Source organism: Neobacillus cucumis (assembly GCF_002860255.1).
Taxonomy (GTDB): domain Bacteria; phylum Bacillota; class Bacilli; order Bacillales; family Cytobacillaceae; genus Neobacillus; species Neobacillus cucumis_A.
Genome location: NZ_PGVE01000035.1, coordinates 75742 through 99268, shown reverse-complemented (window position 1 = coordinate 99268; position 23527 = coordinate 75742). Strand labels below are relative to the sequence as shown.

Annotated in this window: 25 protein-coding genes; 4 read left to right on the top strand and 21 right to left on the bottom strand. The window is 38.0% G+C overall.

Annotated features, from left to right (window positions below; genetic code table 11):
• Positions 1-101: 101 nt before the first annotated feature.
• The 11 genes from CVD27_RS07890 to CVD27_RS07840 all read right to left on the bottom strand — a co-directional run bounded on the left by CVD27_RS07890 (position 102) and on the right by CVD27_RS07840 (position 12822).
• Complete coding sequence (locus tag CVD27_RS07890; protein ID WP_101647351.1) at positions 102-2021, bottom strand: stage V sporulation protein D; 1920 nt, start codon at positions 2019-2021, stop codon at positions 102-104.
• Between the two features lie 253 nt (positions 2022-2274).
• Positions 2275-4506, bottom strand: a complete 2232-nt coding sequence (locus tag CVD27_RS07885; RefSeq protein ID WP_101647350.1) for a penicillin-binding protein — start codon at positions 4504-4506, stop codon at positions 2275-2277.
• Positions 4503-4862 (bottom strand): cell division protein FtsL, encoded by a 360-nt coding sequence (gene ftsL / locus CVD27_RS07880; protein ID WP_101647349.1) that lies wholly within the window; start codon positions 4860-4862, stop codon positions 4503-4505. The genes CVD27_RS07885 and ftsL overlap by 4 nt, the downstream gene beginning before the upstream one ends.
• A gap of 94 nt (positions 4863-4956) precedes the next feature.
• On the bottom strand, positions 4957-5889 hold the full coding sequence (gene rsmH, locus CVD27_RS07875) for a 16S rRNA (cytosine(1402)-N(4))-methyltransferase RsmH (protein WP_101647348.1): 933 nt from the start codon (positions 5887-5889) through the stop codon (positions 4957-4959).
• Positions 5890-5953: 64 nt separating this feature from the next.
• Positions 5954-6385 (bottom strand): division/cell wall cluster transcriptional repressor MraZ, encoded by a 432-nt coding sequence (gene mraZ, locus CVD27_RS07870; RefSeq protein WP_101647347.1) that lies wholly within the window; start codon positions 6383-6385, stop codon positions 5954-5956.
• Positions 6386-6542: 157 nt separating this feature from the next.
• Positions 6543-8177, bottom strand: coding sequence for a bacillithiol biosynthesis cysteine-adding enzyme BshC (gene bshC, locus CVD27_RS07865; RefSeq protein WP_101647346.1), 1635 nt, complete (start codon positions 8175-8177; stop codon positions 6543-6545).
• 86 nt (positions 8178-8263) lie between these two features.
• Positions 8264-8659 (bottom strand): DUF3397 domain-containing protein, encoded by a 396-nt coding sequence (locus tag CVD27_RS07860; RefSeq protein ID WP_101647345.1) that lies wholly within the window; start codon positions 8657-8659, stop codon positions 8264-8266.
• Positions 8656-9558, bottom strand: coding sequence for a 2-dehydropantoate 2-reductase (locus tag CVD27_RS07855; protein ID WP_101647344.1), 903 nt, complete (start codon positions 9556-9558; stop codon positions 8656-8658). Before CVD27_RS07855 ends, CVD27_RS07860 begins: the two co-directional genes overlap by 4 nt.
• A gap of 136 nt (positions 9559-9694) precedes the next feature.
• Complete coding sequence (locus CVD27_RS07850; RefSeq protein WP_101647343.1) at positions 9695-11236, bottom strand: acyl-CoA carboxylase subunit beta; 1542 nt, start codon at positions 11234-11236, stop codon at positions 9695-9697.
• Positions 11237-11255: 19 nt separating this feature from the next.
• Positions 11256-11468: an acetyl-CoA carboxylase biotin carboxyl carrier protein subunit gene (locus CVD27_RS07845; protein ID WP_101647342.1), complete on the bottom strand. Its 213-nt coding sequence runs from the start codon at positions 11466-11468 to the stop codon at positions 11256-11258.
• 16 nt (positions 11469-11484) lie between these two features.
• Positions 11485-12822 (bottom strand): acetyl-CoA carboxylase biotin carboxylase subunit, encoded by a 1338-nt coding sequence (locus CVD27_RS07840; RefSeq protein WP_101647341.1) that lies wholly within the window; start codon positions 12820-12822, stop codon positions 11485-11487.
• Positions 12823-13056: 234 nt separating this feature from the next.
• Here CVD27_RS07840 and CVD27_RS07835 point away from each other — a divergent pair, with 234 nt between their 5' ends.
• The gene (locus CVD27_RS07835; RefSeq protein ID WP_101647340.1) at positions 13057-13536 is read left to right on the top strand and encodes an N-acetyltransferase; all 480 of its coding nucleotides are present in this window, start codon (positions 13057-13059) and stop codon (positions 13534-13536) included.
• Positions 13537-13584: 48 nt separating this feature from the next.
• Here CVD27_RS07835 and CVD27_RS07830 read toward each other — a convergent pair whose 3' ends face one another.
• The 4 genes from CVD27_RS07830 to CVD27_RS07815 form a co-directional block, all read right to left on the bottom strand.
• Positions 13585-14214, bottom strand: a complete 630-nt coding sequence (locus tag CVD27_RS07830) for an RsfA family transcriptional regulator (protein ID WP_101647339.1) — start codon at positions 14212-14214, stop codon at positions 13585-13587.
• A gap of 81 nt (positions 14215-14295) precedes the next feature.
• Complete coding sequence (locus CVD27_RS07825; protein WP_101647338.1) at positions 14296-15057, bottom strand: enoyl-CoA hydratase/isomerase family protein; 762 nt, start codon at positions 15055-15057, stop codon at positions 14296-14298.
• A gap of 124 nt (positions 15058-15181) precedes the next feature.
• Positions 15182-15355 (bottom strand): 50S ribosomal protein L32, encoded by a 174-nt coding sequence (rpmF, locus tag CVD27_RS07820; RefSeq protein ID WP_024029176.1) that lies wholly within the window; start codon positions 15353-15355, stop codon positions 15182-15184.
• A gap of 84 nt (positions 15356-15439) precedes the next feature.
• Positions 15440-15967, bottom strand: coding sequence for a YceD family protein (locus CVD27_RS07815; RefSeq protein ID WP_101647337.1), 528 nt, complete (start codon positions 15965-15967; stop codon positions 15440-15442).
• Positions 15968-16232: 265 nt separating this feature from the next.
• Here CVD27_RS07815 and CVD27_RS07810 point away from each other — a divergent pair, with 265 nt between their 5' ends.
• Positions 16233-17453, top strand: coding sequence for a nucleotidyltransferase (locus CVD27_RS07810; RefSeq protein ID WP_101647336.1), 1221 nt, complete (start codon positions 16233-16235; stop codon positions 17451-17453).
• 18 nt (positions 17454-17471) lie between these two features.
• Here the strand turns inward: CVD27_RS07810 and CVD27_RS07805 are convergent, their stop codons facing one another.
• The gene (locus CVD27_RS07805) at positions 17472-18491 is read right to left on the bottom strand and encodes a SepM family pheromone-processing serine protease (RefSeq protein ID WP_101647335.1); all 1020 of its coding nucleotides are present in this window, start codon (positions 18489-18491) and stop codon (positions 17472-17474) included.
• 8 nt (positions 18492-18499) lie between these two features.
• Positions 18500-19279, bottom strand: coding sequence for a patatin-like phospholipase family protein (locus CVD27_RS07800; RefSeq protein ID WP_101647334.1), 780 nt, complete (start codon positions 19277-19279; stop codon positions 18500-18502).
• Positions 19280-19487: 208 nt separating this feature from the next.
• Here CVD27_RS07800 and ylbJ point away from each other — a divergent pair, with 208 nt between their 5' ends.
• On the top strand, positions 19488-20696 hold the full coding sequence (gene ylbJ / locus CVD27_RS07795) for a sporulation integral membrane protein YlbJ (protein WP_101647333.1): 1209 nt from the start codon (positions 19488-19490) through the stop codon (positions 20694-20696).
• Positions 20697-20768: 72 nt separating this feature from the next.
• Here the strand turns inward: ylbJ and coaD are convergent, their stop codons facing one another.
• Complete coding sequence (gene coaD / locus CVD27_RS07790) at positions 20769-21251, bottom strand: pantetheine-phosphate adenylyltransferase (protein ID WP_101647332.1); 483 nt, start codon at positions 21249-21251, stop codon at positions 20769-20771.
• A gap of 12 nt (positions 21252-21263) precedes the next feature.
• Complete coding sequence (gene rsmD / locus CVD27_RS07785) at positions 21264-21824, bottom strand: 16S rRNA (guanine(966)-N(2))-methyltransferase RsmD (RefSeq protein WP_101647331.1); 561 nt, start codon at positions 21822-21824, stop codon at positions 21264-21266.
• Positions 21825-22213: 389 nt separating this feature from the next.
• Between rsmD and CVD27_RS07780 the strand changes: the two genes are divergently transcribed.
• Complete coding sequence (locus CVD27_RS07780) at positions 22214-22603, top strand: DUF7147 family protein (RefSeq protein WP_101647330.1); 390 nt, start codon at positions 22214-22216, stop codon at positions 22601-22603.
• Positions 22604-22633: 30 nt separating this feature from the next.
• Here CVD27_RS07780 and CVD27_RS07775 read toward each other — a convergent pair whose 3' ends face one another.
• Entirely contained in the window at positions 22634-22909 is a 276-nt protein-coding gene (locus CVD27_RS07775) for a YlbG family protein (RefSeq protein WP_101647329.1), read from the bottom strand.
• Between the two features lie 143 nt (positions 22910-23052).
• Positions 23053-23484: a YlbF family regulator gene (locus tag CVD27_RS07770; RefSeq protein ID WP_101647328.1), complete on the bottom strand. Its 432-nt coding sequence runs from the start codon at positions 23482-23484 to the stop codon at positions 23053-23055.
• Positions 23485-23527: the final 43 nt, after the last annotated feature.

Here is a 23527-nt window from a genome sequence, read left to right as displayed (position 1 = left end):
ATTAAAATATTTTATTTTACCATTTAGTAATGAATCCGTAATAAAATTTTTAGGCGGCGGAAAATATTCCGGCCGCCTGCTCATGAATGCTGTTAACTTTTTTAGTCCCCTTTACCGAAGTAAAGTCTTACTTTTGAGCCTTCCTTCACTTTGGTACCCGGTTCCGGAGATTGTCTCACAACAACATCCCCTTCACCGCTAGCATCAATTGATAGATTGATGAGCTGCTCTTGAAGTTCACTTTTTGACATACCTACAAAATCCGGTAATTTGACTAACGGTACATCAGGCCATTTAATCTCTTTCTCGATTTGACCGTTCCGTGGTTTTACTCCCATAGCACTTAAACTGTCTTTCATAATCGCACCGACGATTGGGGCACTAACCGTACCACCAAAGGCAGTAACTCCTTTAGGGTTATCAACAGCGACATAAATAACGATTTGCGGATCATCCGCGGGTGCAAAGCCCATAAAAGAAACAATAAAGTTATTTTCGAGGTATCTTCCATTCTGTGCTTTTTGCGCTGTTCCTGTCTTACCGCCGACTCGATAACCTTCAATAAATGCCCTTCCACCAGATCCTTTTGCAACAACACTTTCTAAGGCGTTGCGAATTTCTTTCGACGTTTCCTCTGTTATTACCCGTCTCTTTTCCACAGGGGTATTCCTCATAACCACTTCTTTGGTTACAGGATCAATTAGCTCTTTGGCGATATATGGTTTGTAAAGGATCCCGCCATTAATAGCCGCAGATACGGCAGTAATCTGTTGGATAGGTGTAACAGATACCCCCTGTCCGAAAGCCGTTGTGGCTTGTTCCACAGGACCTACCCGGTTCAAATTAAATAAAATCCCTGTTCCTTCACCTTGCAAATCAATTCCTGTCTTTTGACCGAACCCAAAATCCTTAATATACTTAAACAATTTATCCTTACCTAAGCGCTCACCTAACTCTACAAAACCTGGATTACAAGAGTTTTCAACCACCTCAAGGAACGTTTGGTCACCGTGACCGCCTCTTTTCCAGCATTTTAACCTAGCACCTGCTACTTGGACGGATCCCGAATCATGAAAATGTTCTTTTTCTAAATTAACCTTTCCTTCATTCAGGGCAGCCGCAAGAGTGATAATCTTAAAAGTGGAACCAGGCTCATACGTCGACCAGACTGGGAGATTTCGATTATATACTTCTTGAGAAACATTTCTAAAATTAGCTGGATCAAATGTGGGTCTGCTCGACATCGCCAGAATTTCTCCGTTATTCGGATTCATTGCGATAGCTATGATCCCATCCGGATTATATTTTGCCTCCGCAATGTCCAGTTCTCTTTCAACGATGGTTTGTATTTTTGAATCAATCGTTAGTTTTAGATCAAGACCTTTAGTGGGGCTTTCATAATCATCTGCCATGTCATTCATTCTTTCTCCTTTGGCATTGGCATAGAATTTAACCGCTCCTCTCTGTCCACTTAACTCTTTATCATAATACTGTTCCAGGCCCATTAACCCTTGGTTATCCACCCCGGTAAAACCAAGGACATGGGATAGGTAGCTGCCATTTGGATAATGCCGTTTGGAGTCTTCACCAATATATACCCCTTCAAGCCCGAGCGCTCTAATTTCCTTTGCTTTTTCATGGGAAATTTTGCGGCCCTCTTTTAACCGGACGGATGATGCTTTTTTAGTAATTTCTCGATAGGCTGTTTCTTTTGACATATTTAAGACTGATGCTAATTTCTCTGCTGTAGTCGCCGGGTCTTTAATTTGTCGTGGAATGACATAGACTGTTGGAGCACTAATATTTGTCGCTAATGCCACACCATTGCGGTCAACAATTTTCCCACGCTCCGGTTCAAACGGGATATTCCTGCTCCAAGAACCTTTTGCCTTATCAGTCAGCATATCACCGAGAACAAACTGGACATATCCAAGACGAACATCAATAATCAAGAAGGTTAGGAATCCAACGAATAGTGCAATCATTAGACGTTTTCGAACAGTTACATTAGAAACACGCATATAATGAATGATCCTCCTTTATTCCACTTTCATTATCGTTCATTTATATGCTTGTACTTATTTGATTAGAACGGACAAAATTTAAAGCGGAAGCGACTTGAACAGGGGCGACAGGCATAAGAGAGTCGTCGAGAAGGCTGCACTTTAGCCTTCTTGGCGGCTCGGCTTATGACCCCGAGCCCCTAGGCGCTGGAGCTGGACTTGGCAAATCGGTACCTACCACATGAAAAATCCCGCTTATGGCGGGATTTTATTAGTCTTGGACGGTTTTCCCATCCGAATTATCACTTTGATTAGTGTTCTCAGTTCCAGTAAATTGTTCTTCTGGGGTCTTTAAATCAACAATAAGGAAATCTCCGCTTTTTAACGGTTCCTTTGGTTTAATACTTTGGTCGGTGACAAATCCTTTTCCCTTTGAATTTAATTTTAAATTAGCTAGGTTGGCAACTTTCATGACATCACGGAGTGACCAGCCCGTCATATCGGGAGCAGTTAATTCTCCGTCCGTTTGGATAATTACCTTTTCACCTTCCATGATGGTGGTCCCTGCCTTAGGCAGTTGTCCAATAACTTTTTCCCCTTTTCCAAGTACGACTGGTTCAAATCCATCTCCTTTTAAACTTTTAACGGTATCCAAGGCAGAATCTCCTAAGAATTTTGGCAGTTTATTAATTGTTGCAGATTCTAGTTTGGAAGGTTCAACATTTAAATATTGAAGACTATTTTTCATAACAGGGTTAAAAATAGCCGATACCGGTATTGCCCCTTGTCCTGCTTCCATCCCTTCCAATTGAGGCTGTTGAACGGCTACATAAACAATTAATTTCGGATTGTCTTTTGGTGCCATTCCTAAAAAGGAAAACATGTAATTGTTTACTCCAGCCAAATATTTCCCATTAGGTCCTGGAATATTAGCCGTACCTGTTTTACCAGCCACACTATAACCATCAATTTTGTAACGTCCCCCTGTACCTTTTGGAGAGGTTACAACTGTCTCTAAAATATCACGTACCTCCTTCGCAGTTTCAGCCGATATCGGTGTTGAAACTACTTCTGGTTTTGTTTCTTCAATCACCTTACCTGTATCATGATTCACAATTTTTTCTACTACATGCGGCTTTAACATTTTCCCATCATTTGCAATAGCGGTGGCTGCTTGGATTTGCTGGATCGCTGTAATCGCCGTACCTTGTCCATAGGCAGTCGTAATTTTTTCAATCGGGTAATGAAATTGAATTTTACCGGATGTCTCATCAGGAAGTTCAATTCCAGTAGGTTTATCAAAACCAAATTTACTTAAGTACTCCCTAAACTTTTCGAATCCTAATTTCTCTTTGGCAATTTTAGCAAACGCCACATTGGATGAACGCTGCACACCTTCTAAATAGGTAATCGGTCCCCAGCCTGAGTAATTGTGGTCATGAATGGTTTGACTTTTGTCCGTTACTTTGTAAGAACCTGATTGATAGATTTCATTCGGATTAAATACCCCTTCCTGCACCGCCGCTGCAAGGGTAAAGATTTTCATAGTTGAACCTGGTTCGTATGATGTTTCAATCGCCTCATTATGCCAGCTTTTATCAATACCATCTCGTGTTTTCGGTTCAAAAGACGGGCGCTGACCCATGGCCAAAATTTCACCGGTTTTCGGGTCAGCCACAATCGCAATGATTTTTTTTGGTTTGTACTCCTTAACGACTGTATCCATTGCATCCTCTAAGAAAGTTTGGATCTTTTGGTCGATCGTTAAGTAAACATCATCACCATTTTTTGCTGGAGTGATACTTTCTTTCCCATCGGGAAGGATGTACCCCCATAGATCACTTTCATAGGTGAGTTTTCCATTTTTACCAGTTAGTTCTGTATTTAAAGTCTTTTCGATACCCATTTTCCCGACAGACTTATAGGTTCCATCTTTTTGCTCAATCCGGTCTGCGTACCCTACAACATGGGAAGCGAAAATTCCATTTGGATAGAAACGTTTAGAATCACGAGTAAAAGTGATTCCAGGAAGTTTTAAATTTTCGATTTTTTTCTTTGTATTGTAATCAATATCCCTTCCTGCCTTCCCGAATTCTACTTGAAACCGTTTATTTTTTTTACCATTTGATAAAATACTATAAATCTCAGATTCATCTAATTTAATATATTTTGACAACTCATTAGCCGTTTTATTCAGATTCGTTACATGCTGGGGCTTTTTAGGATTCGTTGTCATCTTTTTATCCAATATCGCAATGAGTGTGTAGGCGGCTGTATCCTCAGCAACAACTACTCCGGTCCGGTCATAAATAATACCCCTTGAAGCCTGCAAGGTTCCCACGCGATTGTATTTTTGCTGGGCTTTGGCCGCAAGAGGTTGTCCATTTACTTCCCCTGAAATTTCAATCGAAAAATACCTGAAAATCAATACAAAAAAGAGCAGGCCGAATATCCCAAATAATATCGCTGCTCCCACATTCATATATGGCTGTTTCTTATTCATTTCTTCTGCACAACCTTGACGTTATTTTCATCTTTGATTAAACCCATTTCCTTAGCCTTTGCAAATATCCGGTCATAAGAACTTAATTCACTCACCTGAACCTTAAGATCCCCATTAACCTTTTCCTGTTCATTAATTTTCTCCTGAACAGTTTGAAGTTCTTTGTTTGCTTCGTATATCTTGGACTGATTTGAAATCAGATGGATCGCTCCAAAACATACCATTCCGGCAAACGCCACTCCAATGATTTTTTCACCCGGAGTCAGCCAGGATTTTTTAATTTTTACTTGACGCTTAATTTGTACTGATTGCTCGGCTTGTTGTTGTTCTAAAACTTTCCTGGCAAGATTACTCAAATACTTCCCCTCCAGATTCTATAATCTAATAGTTTTTCCTCTTCCTTAAAAAAAGAAAGTAGTGGCCAGCACACGAAACGTGTGCTGGAAGACTTTATAACTTTTCGGCTATCCGAAGCTTGGCCGAACGTGCCCGATTATTTTGCTCCAATTCTTCTTCAGATGGAAGAATGGGCTTTCGCGAAACGAGCTTTAAAATAGGTTTATACTCATCTGGAATAATGGGTAAACCCGGTGGTAATGGCGGTGTCTCACTTGCCTTTTTAAAGGCAGCTTTACAGATTCGATCCTCAAGAGAATGGAAGGTAATCACACTTATTCTTCCCTCGGGATTTAGCAAATCAATAGCTTGATTTAGAGACTGTTCAAACACAGATAATTCATCATTAACAGCGATTCTGACTGCTTGAAAAATTCGCTTGGCAGGGTGTCCACCCTTTCGTCTTGCAGGTGCTGGGATGGCGTCCTTTATTAACTCAACAAGTTCCCCGGTCGTATCGATCGACTTAACCGCTCTTGCACTTTCAATTTTTCGGGCGATTTGCTTTGAAAATTTCTCTTCTCCATACCGAAAAAAAATACGGACTAAGTCTTCATATGCCCAGTGGTTAATGACGTCGAATGCGGAAATATCCGCATCGTTATCCATCCTCATATCTAATGGGGCATCATGGTGATAACTAAACCCCCGCTCAGGTGTATCCAGCTGAGGTGAGGATACCCCCAAGTCATATAAAATCCCATCTACTTTATAGATCCCACGTTTTTCAAGCTCTTCTTTCAAATATAAAAAATTACTTTTAATAATGACTAATTGTTCACCGTAATCGGCTAACTTCTCTTTCGCATTAGCAATGGCTGTTTCGTCCTGATCAAACGCAAAGAGTCTCCCGCCTGCACCAAGTCTTGAAAGAATGAGAGAGCTATGCCCTGCCCCTCCCATCGTACAATCCACATAGATGCCATCTGACTTAATGTTTAATCCGTCCACAGCTTCATTTAATAACACAGTTGTATGTTCAAACATTTACGTACCTTCCTTTTCCAATCGAACGATATATACGAGAAATATATTAATATAACTTTTCCCATTATATATCAAAGCCAATCATATTTTCTGCTATTTCAGCAAAAGATTCTTCAGATTCTGCAAAATAATCCTCCCAAATCTGTTTGCTCCAGATTTCAATTCGATTGGAAACACCCAAAATAACACATTCTTTCTCTAATTTTGCATATTGCAATAGTGGCGTCGGGATATTAATTCTTCCTTGTTTATCCAGTTCACTTTCTGTTGCTCCGGAAAAGAAGAATCTAGTAAAAGCACGGGCATCTTTCTTTGTCAGCGGCAGACCTTTTAATTTTTCTTCAATGAGGCTCCACTCAGACATTGGGTAACCAAACAAACATTGATCCAATCCGCGAGTAATGATGAACATGTCGCCAAGTTCTTCACGGAATTTGGAGGGCACGATTAGCCGGCCTTTGCTATCAATGCTGTGATGGTACTCACCCATGAACATACCCATTACCCCCACTTTCTATTAAAAATGTACCACATTCCCCCACTTTCCACCACCTATTTTTTAACTATTCGCCCCACTTTCATAAAAATCCTTTTTTAGCAGTAAGTTTTTAGAAAAAAAAAGAAAAACTCCACGGCTAAAGGTGGAGTTTTTCCTAAATTTTTATTACTTTATGTCGGCCATCGAACTCATAACTGCCCGTCATAATACTCTCTAAAAAGTTTAGACCATATTGATTTAGATAATAAAAGATATTCCAAACCCGTTCTTGAGGGAAACCATCTGGACGTAAGGCAAGGTCAACGCGTGCATATTTTTTTAAAAAGATATCATGTCTAAGCTTTACCGATTCTTCCAATTTTGATTGCATGAATCCAATTTCTTTTAATAAATAACCTTCATTTTTCTTCAGCATTGGTAAAAGGCCGCGATCTAACTGCTCTGTTTTCATTTCAACTAATTTGTATTGTTCCAATAATTGATTAATTGTACTCGTAAATAACTGTTCAAGTTCCTGGTCTTTTATGGCTTCTAAAAATCTTTCCTTTTCCCGCTTTGTACCGTTACTTAATACTTCAGCTAGATTTAGTTTCAATTCAGAAAGATCTGTTTCAACCGAACGGTCTAAGAAAGTTATATTTAGTCGAGGAACTATTGGCGGCATTTTTATTTGAAAATGCTCAAACACCATTTTAAGTTCTGCCCAATAAGCAATTTCACCCGGCCCTGCTATAAAGGCTATAGTCGGGAAAAGCCATTCTTGCATAAGGGGACGTGTTACCACATTATTACTTAAAACGCCTGGATTTTCATTAGCAAGTGATAGTAACTCCTCTTTAGAAAAAGAAATTGCTCCACTTTTCCCCACAAAGCAATCGTTTTCATGATCGAATTCAAGCAATAATCTCTCATTTAATCTTTGATCATAATAAAACAGATTAGCTGCATTCTCTGAGGTATCAATCGTATTAGGAAAACCTTTCTTTTCGATTTGTTTTTGCTGTTCTAATAAAGAGAAAGTAATTACGTCATGATTCTCAATTTGCTGTTTAAAAAATTCTTTCTGCAACTGACGGAATTCTTTATTGCCAGAGTCAACAATGAGGAGCCCATAATCCTTAAACAGTTCCATTACAATGTTCGCAAAGAAATCAACAAAAGTGTTTGATTTTTCTATTTGCGCTTCTGCAAATGCTAATAGTGTATTGGAATAATCCGTTTCACCGAAATTTTTAATTATATTTTGTACCCATGAGAGACAAATATCTTTATCCAACTCAATATCAGATACCATTTTCTTCTGAAGAATCTTCTCGGGATATATCCATTTATCCACATTCAGCTTATTTTGAACAAACACATGATTGACCTCTTGGAAATCATGGTCTTCCCCAGCTATCCAGAAAACAGGAATTACCGGAACACCCAGATGTCTTTCTTTTTGTTCTGCCAGCTTTATAATTGAAATAACTTTATGTATGGAATAAAGCGGTCCTGTAAGAATCCCTGCCTGTTGACCTCCAATTACTACCAGACTATCAGCTTGTTTTAATTTTTCAATTGATTTCTTTACAGCTTCTGAAGTGGGAAACCCCTTCATAAAGCTCTCAATATGCCGAGCAACCTCCATTCGAGGAAACGGTCTATCGTTTAATTCAGCGATTCTTTTCATATCTTCTTGCAAGTCATTATATCGATAATGAAAAAAAGGCTGTATCTCAACAGATTGTTCCAAATAATTTGATGCAAAACGATTGGTTGCTGGCAAAGAGAGATTTAAAATCTCCATTCATGTACTTCCTTTCTGTAACCGTGATTCATTCTTTAACGAGTATATCATTATCCACCCCATTTAAAGAAAACTTTTGCTCTAATTTAGGATGAAAAACTAAAGGTTATGGCTCGAGAAACTAAACCATAAAGGGTAAGGGCGAAATAGACGAAAAAAAATAAAATAAAATTAACACGCCAAAAGCCTTTCCACACACGTTTTACGATGATTTCCTCCTTAACCTTCCAGTGGACGAAAACAAACACCATCGCGATACCAAGCATTACTAGTATTATTAACCAAAATAGCGATTTTCCCCATAAAGTAATAATTAAAAAATGAACAGAGATGATATATAAAATTGTAGTATAATCAAGAGCTCGATGAAGTGCTTTTTTTGTAGTTTTTAAGCTTACCTTAATAACAGTATAGACAAGAATGGTTCCTAAAATGGGGATTCCAAAGAAAACTGTTAAAACGGAAGAAAAAATAGTGCTCATTTAAGGACCTCCACTTGCTTCTCTTTTCCTTTAATTAGATAATAAAGCATTTCTAATTGAGGAGATTTCTTGTCTTGCCTCTGTGCTTCTTGTAGTATATAGCCTAAAATAGCATCTACCTCTGTTAATCTTTTAGCTTCAAGATCTTTTAACATGGAAGAATGATTATCAGCTGTTTTTTTACAAATATTAATTACTTGTGCCCAATATTCTTCTGGTTTTCTGAGATTGAGAATTGTCGTAATTTCACTAAATAGGTTTTGAAATAGCTTAAAATAAAACGGGTTTTCAACAAGAACTCCATTCTTCACTTGAAGAATGGCCGTAAGTGGATTAATCATGGCGTTAGCTATTAACTTTTTTTCCAGCATGGTAAAATATTCTTCTTGGTAGTTCATTGGGAACACGCGAGAAACAGCAGCTGTAAAACTGAAAAGGAATCTAGAATCTCCTCTAAATACAGCTACGTTTGTCGTACCTAAACCATTTAGTCTTACTGTAAATAAATTCTCTTTTAGAGCTCCATGCTCAACCGAACCAACAAACAAATTGTTTACCTTTAGTTGTTCTAGCAGCTTCAAATGCCCCATCCCATTTTGTAAAAATAATAGGTTACAAGGCTTATCTGTGAATTGATTTATTCTTTCAATAATCGGGACAAGCTGATATTGTTTCACAGCTATAATGGTTAGATCCTCTAACCCCTCCCAGTCTGTAATTGGCAGTGCTTCAACCTTCGACACCGTTTCTTCAGACCCGCTAAGAAGCACAATTCCATTTTTATTAATAGCAGCTGCTTGTTCAGATGTTCTTGTATAAACAGTTACATTAAAAACACGGCTTAGGCAGGCAGCAAATAATAATCCTATTGATCCCGCACCAATAATTCCAACCCTCATGCTGTTAACCCCTCTTTATAATAAAAAAATAACATACAGATACTTCTTGCTAATATTCTACCAAATGAAGGCTGTTTGTTGATAGATACTAAAAATAAAAACCCTTTTCGGATTTTTCTCGAAAAGGGCTAAAGCATTAAACTGGATAAACTGGGTGTTTTCTTACGCTAAAGGTTACTTCCTTAGACTCATAATAGGCAAAACGTTGAATCAGCACATCTCTAAGTTCAGAAGGGGCAACAATTTCGTCTACAATTAGCTCAGAAGCTAATTTATAAATATCAATATGTTCTTTATACTCTTTATGCTTTTCTTGAACAAAAGCAATCCTTTCTTGTGGATCGGCAATTTCGTTTATTTTGTTGGAATAAACCGCATTTACGGCTGCTTCAGGACCCATAACCGCAATTTGAGCTGTTGGGAGAGCTATACAGCAGTCAGGTTCAAAGGCAGGACCTGCCATTGCATAAAGTCCGGCACCATAAGCTTTTCTCACAATAACAGAAATCTTCGGTACTGTAGCAGAACTCATGGCAGCGATTAATTTGGCACCATGTCGGATAATTCCAGCCCGTTCTACTTTTGTACCAATCATAAATCCTGGTACATCAGCTAAAAACAACAATGGAATATGGAAGGCATCGCAAAGCTGGATGAATCTAGCTGCTTTATCAGCAGAATCTACAAATAACACCCCGCCTTTTACCTTTGGCTGATTGGCAATAATCCCAACCGCTCTACCATCTATTCGAGCTAAACCGGTTATAATCTCAGGTGCAAATAACTTCTTCATTTCATAAAAACTATGATTGTCAACTAATCGGTCAATACATTCAAACATATCAAAAGGGGCATTTTGATTTTCGGGGATAATTACTTCTAATTCCCGACCTTCCTTTGCCCCGACACCTGCGGTTTTTTTTGGCTTTTCTTCAAAACTGGAAGGAAAAAAGCCAATATATTTTTTCGCTGATTCAATCGCCTCTTTCTCACTATAAGCGAGGACATCTCCACAACCGCTGACTGAACAATGCATCCGTGCACCGCCCATTTCCTCGAGCGTTACCTTTTCACCAATTACCTTTTCAGCCATTCTAGGAGAGCCTAAATACATAGATGCATTTTGGTCGACCATTATGACAATATCACAAAATGCTGGAATATAGGCTCCGCCAGCAGCAGAAGGTCCAAACAGGATACAAACTTGAGGAATCATTCCGGAAAGCTTCACTTGGTTAAAAAATATTCGTCCTGCTCCACGCCGATTTGGAAACATTTCTATTTGGTCGGTGATTCTTGCTCCCGCTGAGTCCACCAGATAAAATAACGGAACCTTCAGCTTTTCTGCTGTTTCTTGGATCCGAATGATCTTTTCAACGGTGCGTGCTCCCCAAGAGCCAGCTTTGATAGTCGAGTCATTTGCCATTACACATACGGTCTGACCATTAATTTTACCTATTGCGGTTATAACGCCATCTGCAGGAAGGTCACCTGCTTTAAAATTAGCAAATTTTCCATCTTCCTCATACTTACCATCATCAAATAATAACGATAATCGCTCACGCACAAAAAGTTTATTCTGCTCCTTAGCCTTCTCATGGTATTTAAGCTGGCCTCCTGCTTCAATTTTTCTGCGATTATCGTTTAATTGATCCACTGACGTATTAATTGTTGCCATCATGCTCCCCCTTTACTTGCTATTCTACTACCAGCAATACATCGCCCTCATTTACAAAATCACCAATACCCACTTTTACTTCACGGACAACTCCCTCCGTTCCGCTTTCGATTGGAATTTCCATTTTCATTGATTCTAACATGACTACTTCCTGACCCGGATTTACTTGATTCCCTGCAGATACGAAAACATTTAAGACAGTTCCTGCCATCGATGCTGTAATTTCCTTCATAAGAATTCTCCTCCTTCTATTTCACATAGTTTGTATTTAAAAAATTAGTAGTGTATTCTCCCTTTTGGAAAGATTCACTTTTTAAAATGTTTAAGAAAAGCGGTACATTTGTTTTTATACCTTCAATTTTTATGTCCTTAAAGAATTTCGCTGCCTCTGCTAATGCCTTCTCTCGTGAATCACCATAAAATATACATTTTGCGATCATAGGATCATAGAATGGAGTTACTGTTCCCCCTTCTACATAGCCAGAATCAATCCTGGTCCCTTCTTTCTCGCTCCATTTAAGAGCGGTAATTTTTCCTGGTGAAGGTAAAAAGCGGATAGGGTCCTCCGCATAGAGGCGGAATTCAACAGCATTTCCATTAGAAACTATTTCATCCTGCATAAGCGGCAGCTTTTCTCCGCGGGCAACAAGTATTTGCCATTTTACCAAATCGAGCCCCGTAATCATTTCTGTTACTGGATGCTCGACTTGAAGACGTGTGTTCATTTCAAGGAAATAAAAGTTCTCCTCTTCGTCTACAATAAATTCAATCGTACCTGCATTTGTATATTGGACGGCATGAGCCGCTTTAATAGCTATTTCAAACATTTTTTGCCGTACCTTATCAGATAAAAAGGGTGATGGTGATTCTTCAACAACCTTTTGATGTCTTCTTTGGATGGAACAATCCCTTTCAAAAAGGTGAACCATATTTCCGTATTGGTCCCCAAAGACTTGTATTTCAATGTGCCTGCTATCCGCTATATATTTTTCGATAAATACTTCATCAGATCCGAAATAAGTCATAGCCCTTTTCTTTGTGGAATCATAAAACTTAACGAGCGCTTGCTCATTCTCACAAAGCACCATACCAATTCCTCCCCCGCCGCCACTTGCCTTTAGCATAATTGGGTACCCTATGGTTTCGGCTAAATAACATGCCTCTTCAATCGTTTTTAAACCATGTCTGCTTCCAGGGACAACTGGGACACCAGCCTTTTCCATTGTTAGACGTGAAGCAATCTTATCGCCCATCAACTCAATTGTTTTAGGCTCTGGACCAATAAAAATAATTCCTGCATTTTTCGCTTGTTGAGCAAATGCAGCATTCTCAGAAAGAAAGCCGTATCCTGGATGAATGGCATCAACCTGTTCCTTCTGTGCGATTTGCAGGATCTTATCAATTTGTAAATAGGATTTGCTGACATGGGGTTCTCCAACACAAATAGCCTTAGTTGCAGCTTTTACAAACGGCATTTCTTTATCAGCTTCGGAATAAATGGCAATCGTTTCAATCCCCATCCTTTGACAGGTTTTAATAATCCTAAGGGCAATTTCTCCCCGATTGGCAATTAGAATTTTTTGCACTTTTCTACCCCTTTCATACCCTTTTACCCCTACCCTAATTGTTTCTACACAGTCCAAGAATTTTCCTGCAAACTTTGAAAACGCTTTCTAAACTTATTTAAAGAATTTTTTATCTATTTGTTATATAATGAAAGTAATCGATTTCAAAATATGCAAAAATTATTTCTCTTCATGTTATTCAAAAGCATATAAATATATACAACAACATGAAATTATGATTTTAGGAGGCAGACTATGGTGTATAAGGTGGAGAAACTAAAAATAAATTTTAAAACTCTTGAAGAGTTTAAAAAGTTTAAAGAATACGGCCTTCAAGAATTATCTATGCTTGAAGATTTAGAAGCAAATATGGTAGATAATAATAGTGAATCACCTTTTTATGGAGTCTACTTCGGGGACAAACTAGTAGCAAGAATGAGTTTATACCAAATTGACGCTAAATTTGACCGCTATTTCTTACCACCACAAAATTATTTAGAAATATGGAAGCTTGAAGTTTTACCTGGTTATCAAGGTAAAGGCTTTGGTAAGGCACTGGTTGATTTCGCTAAAAGCTTTGGTCTGCCAATTAAAACAAATCCAAGGGTACAATCTAGCGGCTTTTTTGAAAAGTTAGGTTTTACCAATGTAGAGTACAAAATGGAACGTGATCGCGGCGAAAATCCACTTGTCTGGTATCCAGAAGGAGTAGAAGCCCAGCATCTTGAAAAATAACAAATAAGCTAAATAAATAATGAAAAGCGGACGTGAAGTCCGCTTTTTCTATTTTTCTACTCTCTCGAGATTTCCATTTTTATCCATTTGGAATTTTACTTTTTGCTGCCGATCCTCATCCTGGAGGACAACCATTTTTCGTGCTCTTTCCATAATCTCAATTAAAGAGCGGTAATCTTCTTCAATCGCTTTGAGATTTTTTGACAATCTTTCATTTTCCGCGGCTAAATAGTAAGTTTTCTTTTCTAATTCTTTAATTTTTTCACTTGATTTAATCCTTTCCTCTTCAAATCCAGAAGAGGCTTCTGCTTTTTTATGAAGACCCTCTAAAAAATGGATAACAGCCGGAAATGTTACCTTACCACTTTGTTCCACGTTAGTAGAAGACTGAACGCTTTCTACATTGACCGGCTCATTTTGAATTACATCATCAGCAGGGGCATCTTGTTTTTTTAATTCTTTACGCTGTTTCTTAGCAAGTTCTATCCCTGTTTTATATTGCTTTCTTACATATGAATTCCAACGGAACCCACATGCTGCCGAGGTACGCGATAATTGTTTTCCAACCTCCTCAAATGCCTGAAGCTGTGTTCCGCCTTCACGGATATGCCTTAAAACCACTTCAGCAAGCAACAAATCCTCATCTTGGGACCATGCATCTTGTCGAGTTGGTGACATTTGTTCATCCCTCCTAGTGTTTTTATAATACATATGCATCTACTAGAAAAGATAGACTTAATCAGAAGTTGTCTTTTATCTTTATTGACTCTTTTTTCTCATAAAGTTTTTAACATATTGAATGTGGGCATCACTTTCCCAGAGGATGGAACAATTTCGGACTTCCTCCTCTATTCTTTCTCGGAGTTTCGTTTCTTCCCATTTTCGAATCCACACTCTTTTATAGGACCCAAGGACGCTCAAATCAATCCCTAGCATTTTTTCAATAAACTCTTCGCCTGCTTGAAGAGGGCTGTCATCATATAACGAGTTTATAAAGCCAGTCTCTTTCAATTGTTCTGCTGTTTGCAGTTCCGCTTCCATTAAAAGCTTCATGGCACTAGGACCAGAAAGTTTTTCAGCTAGGATGGAACCACCGCCCCAGCCAGTTGTGATCGCTTGCTTTCCTTGTATAAACCCCGCTTTTATCCCTTTTTGTGCCAAACGGAAATCACAGGCTGCAGCCAGTTCACAACCACCGCCGATAGCGGTTCCATTTAAAAGAGCAAGGGTAGGAATCGGTAAAGTGAGGAGTTCATAAAGTATGTTCGCCATTTTTGAGAGCATAGGATATGCTTCTTCCTTTGTGTGAAGCGCATGAAAAACTGACAAATCTCCCCCAGAACAGAATGCTCTATCCCCCGTTCCTGTAATCATAAGCGCCTTTATATCCGGTTCAGCCGCTCTTTTTACAGCCTCGGTCAAACCTTCCATCACTGCATAATTAATGGCATTTCTCTTCTCACTTCTTGAAATAGTGAAGATAAGATAACCCTTTTCTGATTTTTCTATTATGTATGCCAACGCCTACCCAAACCCTTTCCATGTGCCATATTCTTTTTTTTGATCTATGTATACTAAATTATTTTTCAAAACGACAAAAGCACAAGGGCCATGAAGCTCCTTGTGCTTTTTATCCTAATGGAAATTAGTCGTTAACAACGTCTTTTCCTTTGTATGTTCCGCAAGCTTTACATACGCGGTGTGCAAGTTTCATTTCACCACAGTTTGGGCAACTTACCATACCAGGTACGTTTAATTTGAAATGAGTACGACGCTTTCTTTTTGCAGTTTTAGAAGTTCTTCTAAAAGGTACAGCCATTCTTCCCACCTCCTTAAAGAGTATTAAGAAAGTAATGAAGGCCAGGAATGCTGGTTCTTCACTTTGCTTCTTAGATTTTGCCGATTATGATTCGGAAGAAGATTTGTTTTCGTCAAAAAACTTTGCAAGTCCTGCTAGTCGCGGATCAATCTTTTTTGATTGTTCTTCTTCAGAAACAACTTCCCAATCTTTTCCAGATTGAGGGGCTCCTTCATCAGACACGACATCATCACAAAATACTTGCATTGGAACCTCAAGTAAAAGAATTTCACGTATGATTGGCATTAGATCAATCACGTCACCTTTTACCTGATGTGTCTCCTCTTCAGTTTCATAGACTGATCCTTGTAAGAGGAAAGTTTCAGTTGTGTCGACATTAATTGGAAGTTTTACATCCACTAAAGTACGAGAACAAGGAAGAATTAAGTGACCTTCAATTTTAATATGAAACGTCACTTTTGTTGAATCGATATCCCCCCGACCAGTAATATGCATCGGAGAAACTTCTCGAATGGAAGTATCAACTTGTTTGATCTCATCCACACGAATCATCTCATCAATAATAAAATCCTTGTTTCGATATTTTTGTAATTGATTTAATGTCCATTTCAATTGAATCACCCCAAGGCAACAAAGGTAATTATAGCCTTCGATAATATTTTTGTCAATGTTTTTTCTTTACACCTAGTTAGTCGATTTCCTTTTAAAAATTGATTGACGGTAAACAGGTTTCCACTAAATAGTGTATCCAGTTGTATTCTTTACAAACATCTACAACATCTTATCATAATATCTGATTGGTTTCCTTAAAATTTTGCTATAATGTTAAAAAATAATCATTCCTATATTAGGAACTGGAAATTTAAAGGAGAATGAGATGAACGCAGTTGGATTAATTGTTGAGTATAATCCTTTTCATAACGGACATGCCTTCCATTTAAATGCTTCAAAGGAAGCAGCAAACGCTGATGTTGTTATTGCAGTAATGAGCGGGAATTTTCTCCAGAGAGGTGAACCCGCACTTGTGTCAAAATGGTATCGCACAAGGATGGCTTTATTGAATGGAGTAGATATTGTCTTTGAACTTCCTTACAGGTTTGCTGTACAAAAAGCTGAAATCTTTGCTAATGGGGCTGTATCTATTCTAGATGCAGCGGGATGCAACGCTGTTTGTTTCGGAAGTGAGAGCGGAGATCTAGCTTCTTTTTTAAAAACCATTGATTTTTTAACAGAGCAGCAGGAGCAATTAGAAGAAAATATCCATCGTTTTATAGAAACAGGAGTAAGTTATCCAAAAGCTGTATCATTAGCTTATCATCAATTGTCCGATTCCAATTCTTATTTAGATTTAGCCAAACCAAACAATATCTTAGGAATCGAATACATAAAGGCAATAAAAAATCAAAGGAGCTCTCTCCATCCTTTGACTGTAGCGCGGAAAAATGCAGACTATCACGATGAACATTTTGCCTCTGAAACCATTGCGAGTGCAACTAGTATCCGAAAAGCAATCTTTTCTAAAGAATGCGATACTTTTTCTATTGAGCAGTATGTGCCTGGTCCTACAAAACAATTGTTATTAGACTATTACAACGAATACCAAGTATTTCATCAGTGGGAAAATTACTGGAATTACCTGCACTTCCGACTTATTCAGTCCAGTACAGAAGAATTAAAGGAAATCTATGAAGTAGAAGAAGGTCTTGAAAATAGATTATTACAAGCTGCTTTCATCTCGGACAGCTTCCAAGAATTTATGGAAAAGATTAAAACAAAACGGTATACATGGACAAGGCTTCGACGATTGTGTGTTCATATACTAACAAATACTAAAAAAGAACAAATGGCAGGTCCTGAAGATAAAGCATCCTATTTAAGACTTTTAGGCATGACAGATACCGGGAAAGAATACTTAAACAAACGAAAAAAGGACTTCGCCCTGCCTCTTGTTTCCAAGCTTTCCTCTTATAAAGAAAAAGATATTCTACTTGATTTAAAAGCTGCCCGAATCTATTCCCTAGGTGTGGCTCATCATAAAACAAAAGAGTTAATGAACCAGGAATTTAAGCAGCAGCCGATTTGGATAGAAAAAAGATGATGGAGACCATCATCTTTTTTACTTTTCATGTAATTTTTTTAGATATTGTACAGCTTCATCAAAGGAATCAACGGGTACGATTTTCATTTTTGTTTTTATATCTCGAGCGGTTTTTAATGCATCCTGATAATTGGATGTTTTTGAACCATTTTCGTTTGGAGCAAAAAAGATTTCTGCCCCTGCCTTATCAGCCGCCACAATCTTTTGTTCAATCCCGCCAATCGGACCAACATTTCCTTTTTCATCGATGGTCCCTGTTCCGGCTATTTGGTAACCTTTAGTTAAATCTTCACTGGTTAACTGGTTATAGATTTCTAAAGAAAACATCAGACCCGCAGAAGGCCCCCCTATTTCATCTGTCTTTACTTTAACTTTAGGGTCGACAATGATGGACTTATCGTCTACAAGCGAAATTCCCACTCCAATCTTTTCAGGAGCCTCCTTAAAACGCTTAAGACTAACCGTAACCGTATTAGTTTTCTTATTTCTTAAAAACGTTAAGGTAATTTGATCTCCAACTTGTTTTTTGCTGACATATTCAATAAATTTTTCTGAGGAAGGAAACGTGTGTCCATCCACTTTAAAAATTCGGTCACCAGCCTGAAGTTTCCCCTCTGCAGGCATCCCAGGTACAACTTGAACCACATAGATTCCCTTATATTTGTATTGAACAGGAAGCCCTGCTTTTCGGTAGGCAACCTCGACAGCATTTAGTTTGGAGCCTGCCATCATTTGGAGCTGTCTTGCATTATACTCATCTTCCGTTTCTTTATCGGACAAAATCATATCTATTGGATAAATCTCTTCATATTTCCGCATTTTAGCTTCAAGGTATGAATAAATATTTGCCCTTCCCATTCTAACCGTTGTCAGCATAAAGCTACCTTCTTCTTTGTAGCCGTCATCAACTGTAATGATTGGTTCCAGTTCTTTGGCCATTCCCGGTTTTGAAACATAATAAGGCATTGGATAATACATTCCGCCTATTAAAATGAAAGCCGCTAAAAATAGCGACCCTATATAAAATTTTCTATGCATTGCTCGTGTTACCCCTTCCACTTCTCGATAACAGTTTCTATTTGTTTAATATGTTTTCTGGTTTCATCTTTGCCAATATTAATGATGTCTTCTGTATTAGTGAAGGCACGTGAGCTATACATTTCAACAGGTGGGCGGATCATGATATCTGCGGATAATTCCCGAGTATTGATAATTTCCGCTTGCATGATATCAATGCTTTGCATAATAACATCATAAATCGTCGTTATTTCTGCGTTTCTTTTTACCCTTGACACATCTACAGCTATAACAATATCTGCTCCCATTTCTTTTGCTACTGAAATGGGTACCCGATCGGCCACACCGCCATCAACTAGAATTCTACCGTTATATTTCTCAGGTACAAAAATACCTGGGATGGAAATGCTTGCCCTAACAGCCTCAGCAACTGGCCCTTTTTGAAAGACTACCTTTTCACCTGTTAATAAATCCGTTGTAACAATTCCAATTGGGAGTGAAAGGTCCTCAATGTTTTTCCCATGGGTGAAAACTTTGATAAATTCTTTAATTTTCTTCCCTGATATGAACCCCATTTTAGGAACTGTAAAATCCAAAAAATACTTTCTTTTAAAAGCAGTCGATAACTTATACAATCGATCCAAATCTAATCCAGCACCATAGAAACTGGCAACAAGTGCCCCCATACTGCTCCCTGCAATTAAATGGATCGGTATTCCGGCTTCTGTCAATGCCATGATCACACCTAAATGAGCAAACCCGCGGGCACCGCCCGAACCAAGTGCCAAACCAATTTTTGGGTGCTCCATACCAACTGACCTCCCATTAATAATGCTTTCAAAATAAAAGCTAAAGAGAAACTCGTTCAATCTTATGGTCTAAATTACGTTTCTATGAGTATATTTGATGTATATGGGGACAAGGGTCAATTAACATATCATAAGTTTAATCTATATTTTAGCATTGATATTATTGATTTGCACGATTTGAGCAATTGTTTGGGAGGAGGTACCATAATTGGTTCTGTCAAAACTAAAAACCGTTTTTCTATCCATAGCGGTCACCATTTTAGCTGCATCTTTAATCTCCTTTCCAAGGGAGTCATTTGAAGCATCCATTCGAGGTCTAAATATGTGGTGGGAAATTGTCTTTCCTTCCCTTTTGCCCTTTTTTATTATTTCTGAGATGTTAATAGGTTTTGGAGTGGTTAAGTTTATAGGTGTATTGCTAGAACCCCTAATGAGACCACTATTTAAGGTTCCAGGTGTAGGAGGGTTTGTATGGGCAATGGGAATGGCTTCTGGACAACCGGCAGGAGCAAAATTCACTTCCCGATTACGTCAGGAAGGGCACATTACAAAAATTGAAGCAGAAAGACTTGTATCCTTCACCAATTCCTCTAATCCATTATTTATTTTTAGTGCAGTGGCGGTTGGCTTCTTTAATAATCCTAAAATCGGATTACTCTTGGCTGCTTCACATTACTTAGGGAATATATGTGTAGGAGTAATCATGCGTTTTTACGGAAATGAAACACCTGATGTATCTAGGGATGTTAGAAAAAAATTCAAAATAAGAGCAGCCCTGTCTGTACTCCATCAAACAAGAATAAAAGATAATCGGCCCATCGGTAAACTTTTGGGTGATGCTGTAAATTCATCTATTCAAACCCTGCTAATGATTGGCGGCTTTATTATTTTATTCTCCGTGATTAACAAATTACTTTATTTACTACATATAACAGCAATACTGGCGAAAACAGTTGAATTGCTGATGTCGTCTCTATCCTTCCCAGATATGTTAAGTATTCCATTTATTTCTGGATTATTTGAAATCACCATGGGGAGCCAATTAATCAGCCAAGTTCAAGATGCTACCCTTTTACAAAAAGCAATCATTACGAGTTTTATCCTAGCTTTTAGTGGTTTTAGTATACAAGCACAGGTTGCAAGCATCCTTGCCCAAACTGATATACGATTTAAACCCTTTTTTATTGCAAGAATTCTCCAAGGTATTTTTGCAGCCCTTTTTGCCCTAATTCTCTGGAAACCACTATATGTACACTTTAATAAGCACGAACAACCTTCCAATGCTTGGCCAGTCTTTGGAGATGGTTCATTGGCTAATCATTTTTATCATAAGATGGTTGAGATCGGACCGCTTATTACAATTCTTTCACTTTGCGTCTACATCTTGATTTTATTTACTCGATTAAAAAAGAGCTAGGCTTGGGCCAGCTCTTTTTATGTATTCTTAGAAGATTGAGTTCATCATTAGCAGAAGGCGCTTACGCTATTTTTAACGCCCGAACTTTTTGTGCAGTTCTTTCTCTACAATGGGTGGAACTAATGAAGAAATATCGCCATTATACTTTGCTACTTCTTTTACAATACTCGAACTTAAAAAAGAGTATTGGCTGTTAGTCATAATAAAAAAGGTTTCAATATCCTCATCTAATACTCGGTTCATCGAAGTAATTTGCATTTCGTACTCAAAATCTGAAACAGCGCGCAAACCCCGAATGATGGCATGAGCTTTCACGGTCTTCGCATAATCAACAAGTAAACCTGAGTGAACATCAACCCTTACATTTGGAAGATCCTTCGTTACCGTTTTAATCAAATTCATCCGCTCCTCAAGGCTGAATAACGGATTTTTTGCTGAGTTATTCAATACACTTACATAAACAATATCGAATACCTTAGCACCTCTTTTTATGATATCTAAATGACCATATGTAATGGGGTCAAAACTTCCTGGACAAACCGCAATTCTCACCAACTGGACTCCTCCTTACTTATTGCTGCTATTGGAATAAATCGTTACAGCAATAATCCCATACTTTTCATGTTTTATCTGATTAAAACGGCCTACTGTTTGAGGTAATTCCACATCAAAGCTATGTTCACAAACAATAATGCCATTCTCTTTTACTAATTCCTGTTGGTCCATTTTTTCCATCAGGCTGACTAGCTGCTGTTTTTTATAAGGCGGATCTAAAAATATGTAATCAAACGTAATACCTCTTTTTATAAGGGCCTTTACCGCTCTATCTGCATCATTACGATAGACTTCTGTTTTCTCTTCAAATTTACATGCCTTTAAATTTTCTTGGATGACATGAATTGCCTTGGACTCTCGGTCTACAAAAATAACCTTTTCTAAACCTCGGCTAAGTCCCTCAATACCTAATCCTCCGCTGCCTGCAAATAGATCTAGACCGGTCCCGCCATCGAAATAAGGCCCAATCATATTAAACAAGGCTTCCTTCACTTTATCCGTTGTCGGACGTGTAGTATTTCCTGGGACAGCTTTAAGCGGTCTTCCCTTACATACACCTGAAACCACTCTCATCGACAGATCACCACATTTTTCGAAAATCATTTTTCTTAATACATCCTATCATAATTTGTAAAAAAGACAATCTGTTATGAGTATCTTTTCACTTTTAATCCACATTGTTCATCTAATAGGAAAATTTATAAAAAAGACGTATAAGCTTTTTCATTGTGGGGATAATATTATTAACAACATCAATTCGAGGATGTTGTTGCCAACCGCGGAGAAGACTTACGTTTCCCCATAAGTTCTTCCTCCGGTTTCTCCTCTCCCTTTGCCTTCTATCCTAAGCTTTAGGATATAGAAGGACCCTGCAGATTATGTCTGCAGGGTTTTTTTTATTTATCAAAATTTAAATAAATGATAAAGTAGGATTGAATTAAGTTTTTAAAGGAGAATGTTAATTGATACAGCGTTTTATAGAATTAGGTGAAGGCTATTCCGATATTTATGAACTAATTGAACTTGCCAATGCAAATCAACACCGGCTTCAGCATATGATAGCACTGCACACCAAAATCGGTAATAAGGATATGACTTCTTTAGTTGTCGTTTTAAAACCAACTGACCCAGGTAAATTCCAAGCACTTTATATTTGCCGTGAAGGTATTCCTAATCCAAATATGATGTCAAATAAAAGGTTCGATCTGTTTACCCAAACCGCTGAATCCCTTGGAAAACAAATAATTGAACTCTCGGTAAAACCATCAGTTATTTTTAATGAAAAGGAACTGTATTACCAGTACCTCATTGGTATTTTAAGGTTAAACCATTATATTTTACCGTTGCAATAAAAAGAAGGTGAGGGACTGTTCCCCCACCTTTTATATTCCCATCTTATAATCATATTCCTTGGCTTTATCTGGGGCAGAATTCTCATATTCCATTCTCAAAAATGGTTTATACGATGGTTCTACTTTCTTCACAAATGAAAATGAATTTAACTTTTCCGTAATGCCTTCTACTTCATCTTGATTACAATATAACACAACATATTTTAGTTTTTTCGAAACATAATGAACATTTCCGAAACGTCTTAGCATTTTTGCCTGTTTTAAAGAGTAAAGCCAAACAACAAGTCCCTGTCTTTGAACAAACATTCTTATTCCCCTTCAGCAAAACCATCATTTTAAATAAGTCTAGCACATCAAAACGTTGTTTTTCAATTCAAACTTTTTATCATAATATGCTATTAATAAGAAAAAATAAAAAATCAGCTTTTTAAAAAGCTGATTTTTTATGCTTAACTGCATCCGCAGCTTCCGCCACTGCCACATCCATGACCAGTTTCAAAGAAGGGATTTCCAGTAGGTACCTTGACATGTTCGGAAACTGCTCCCCCAATTAATTTACTAATCTCATCCAAAAGAGTCTGCAAATCATTTTCAGCCAGCTTGAACTCTGCTACAAGCAGATCTAAATCCATATCCCGTTTTGCTTCACGAATTTGCATCATTACTCTTTTATAGTCTGGATGGTATTTGCCAAAGCGCTGTACCTCCTCATAAAGATCCTTCAGGCTCGCAAATCGTTTTATTTTACGCTGTGTTTCTTTGTTGCTTTGCATTTTATATAAACAAATTTGATATTGTTCGACTATTTCAGACTTTAAGACCATGTTCGCTAGATCTTCAGCGTATTCCAACAGCTCAATTCTTTCTAAAGTAGCAAGCATCTATCGCCCACCTCCAAGGATATTTTAACATATATGTTAAGAG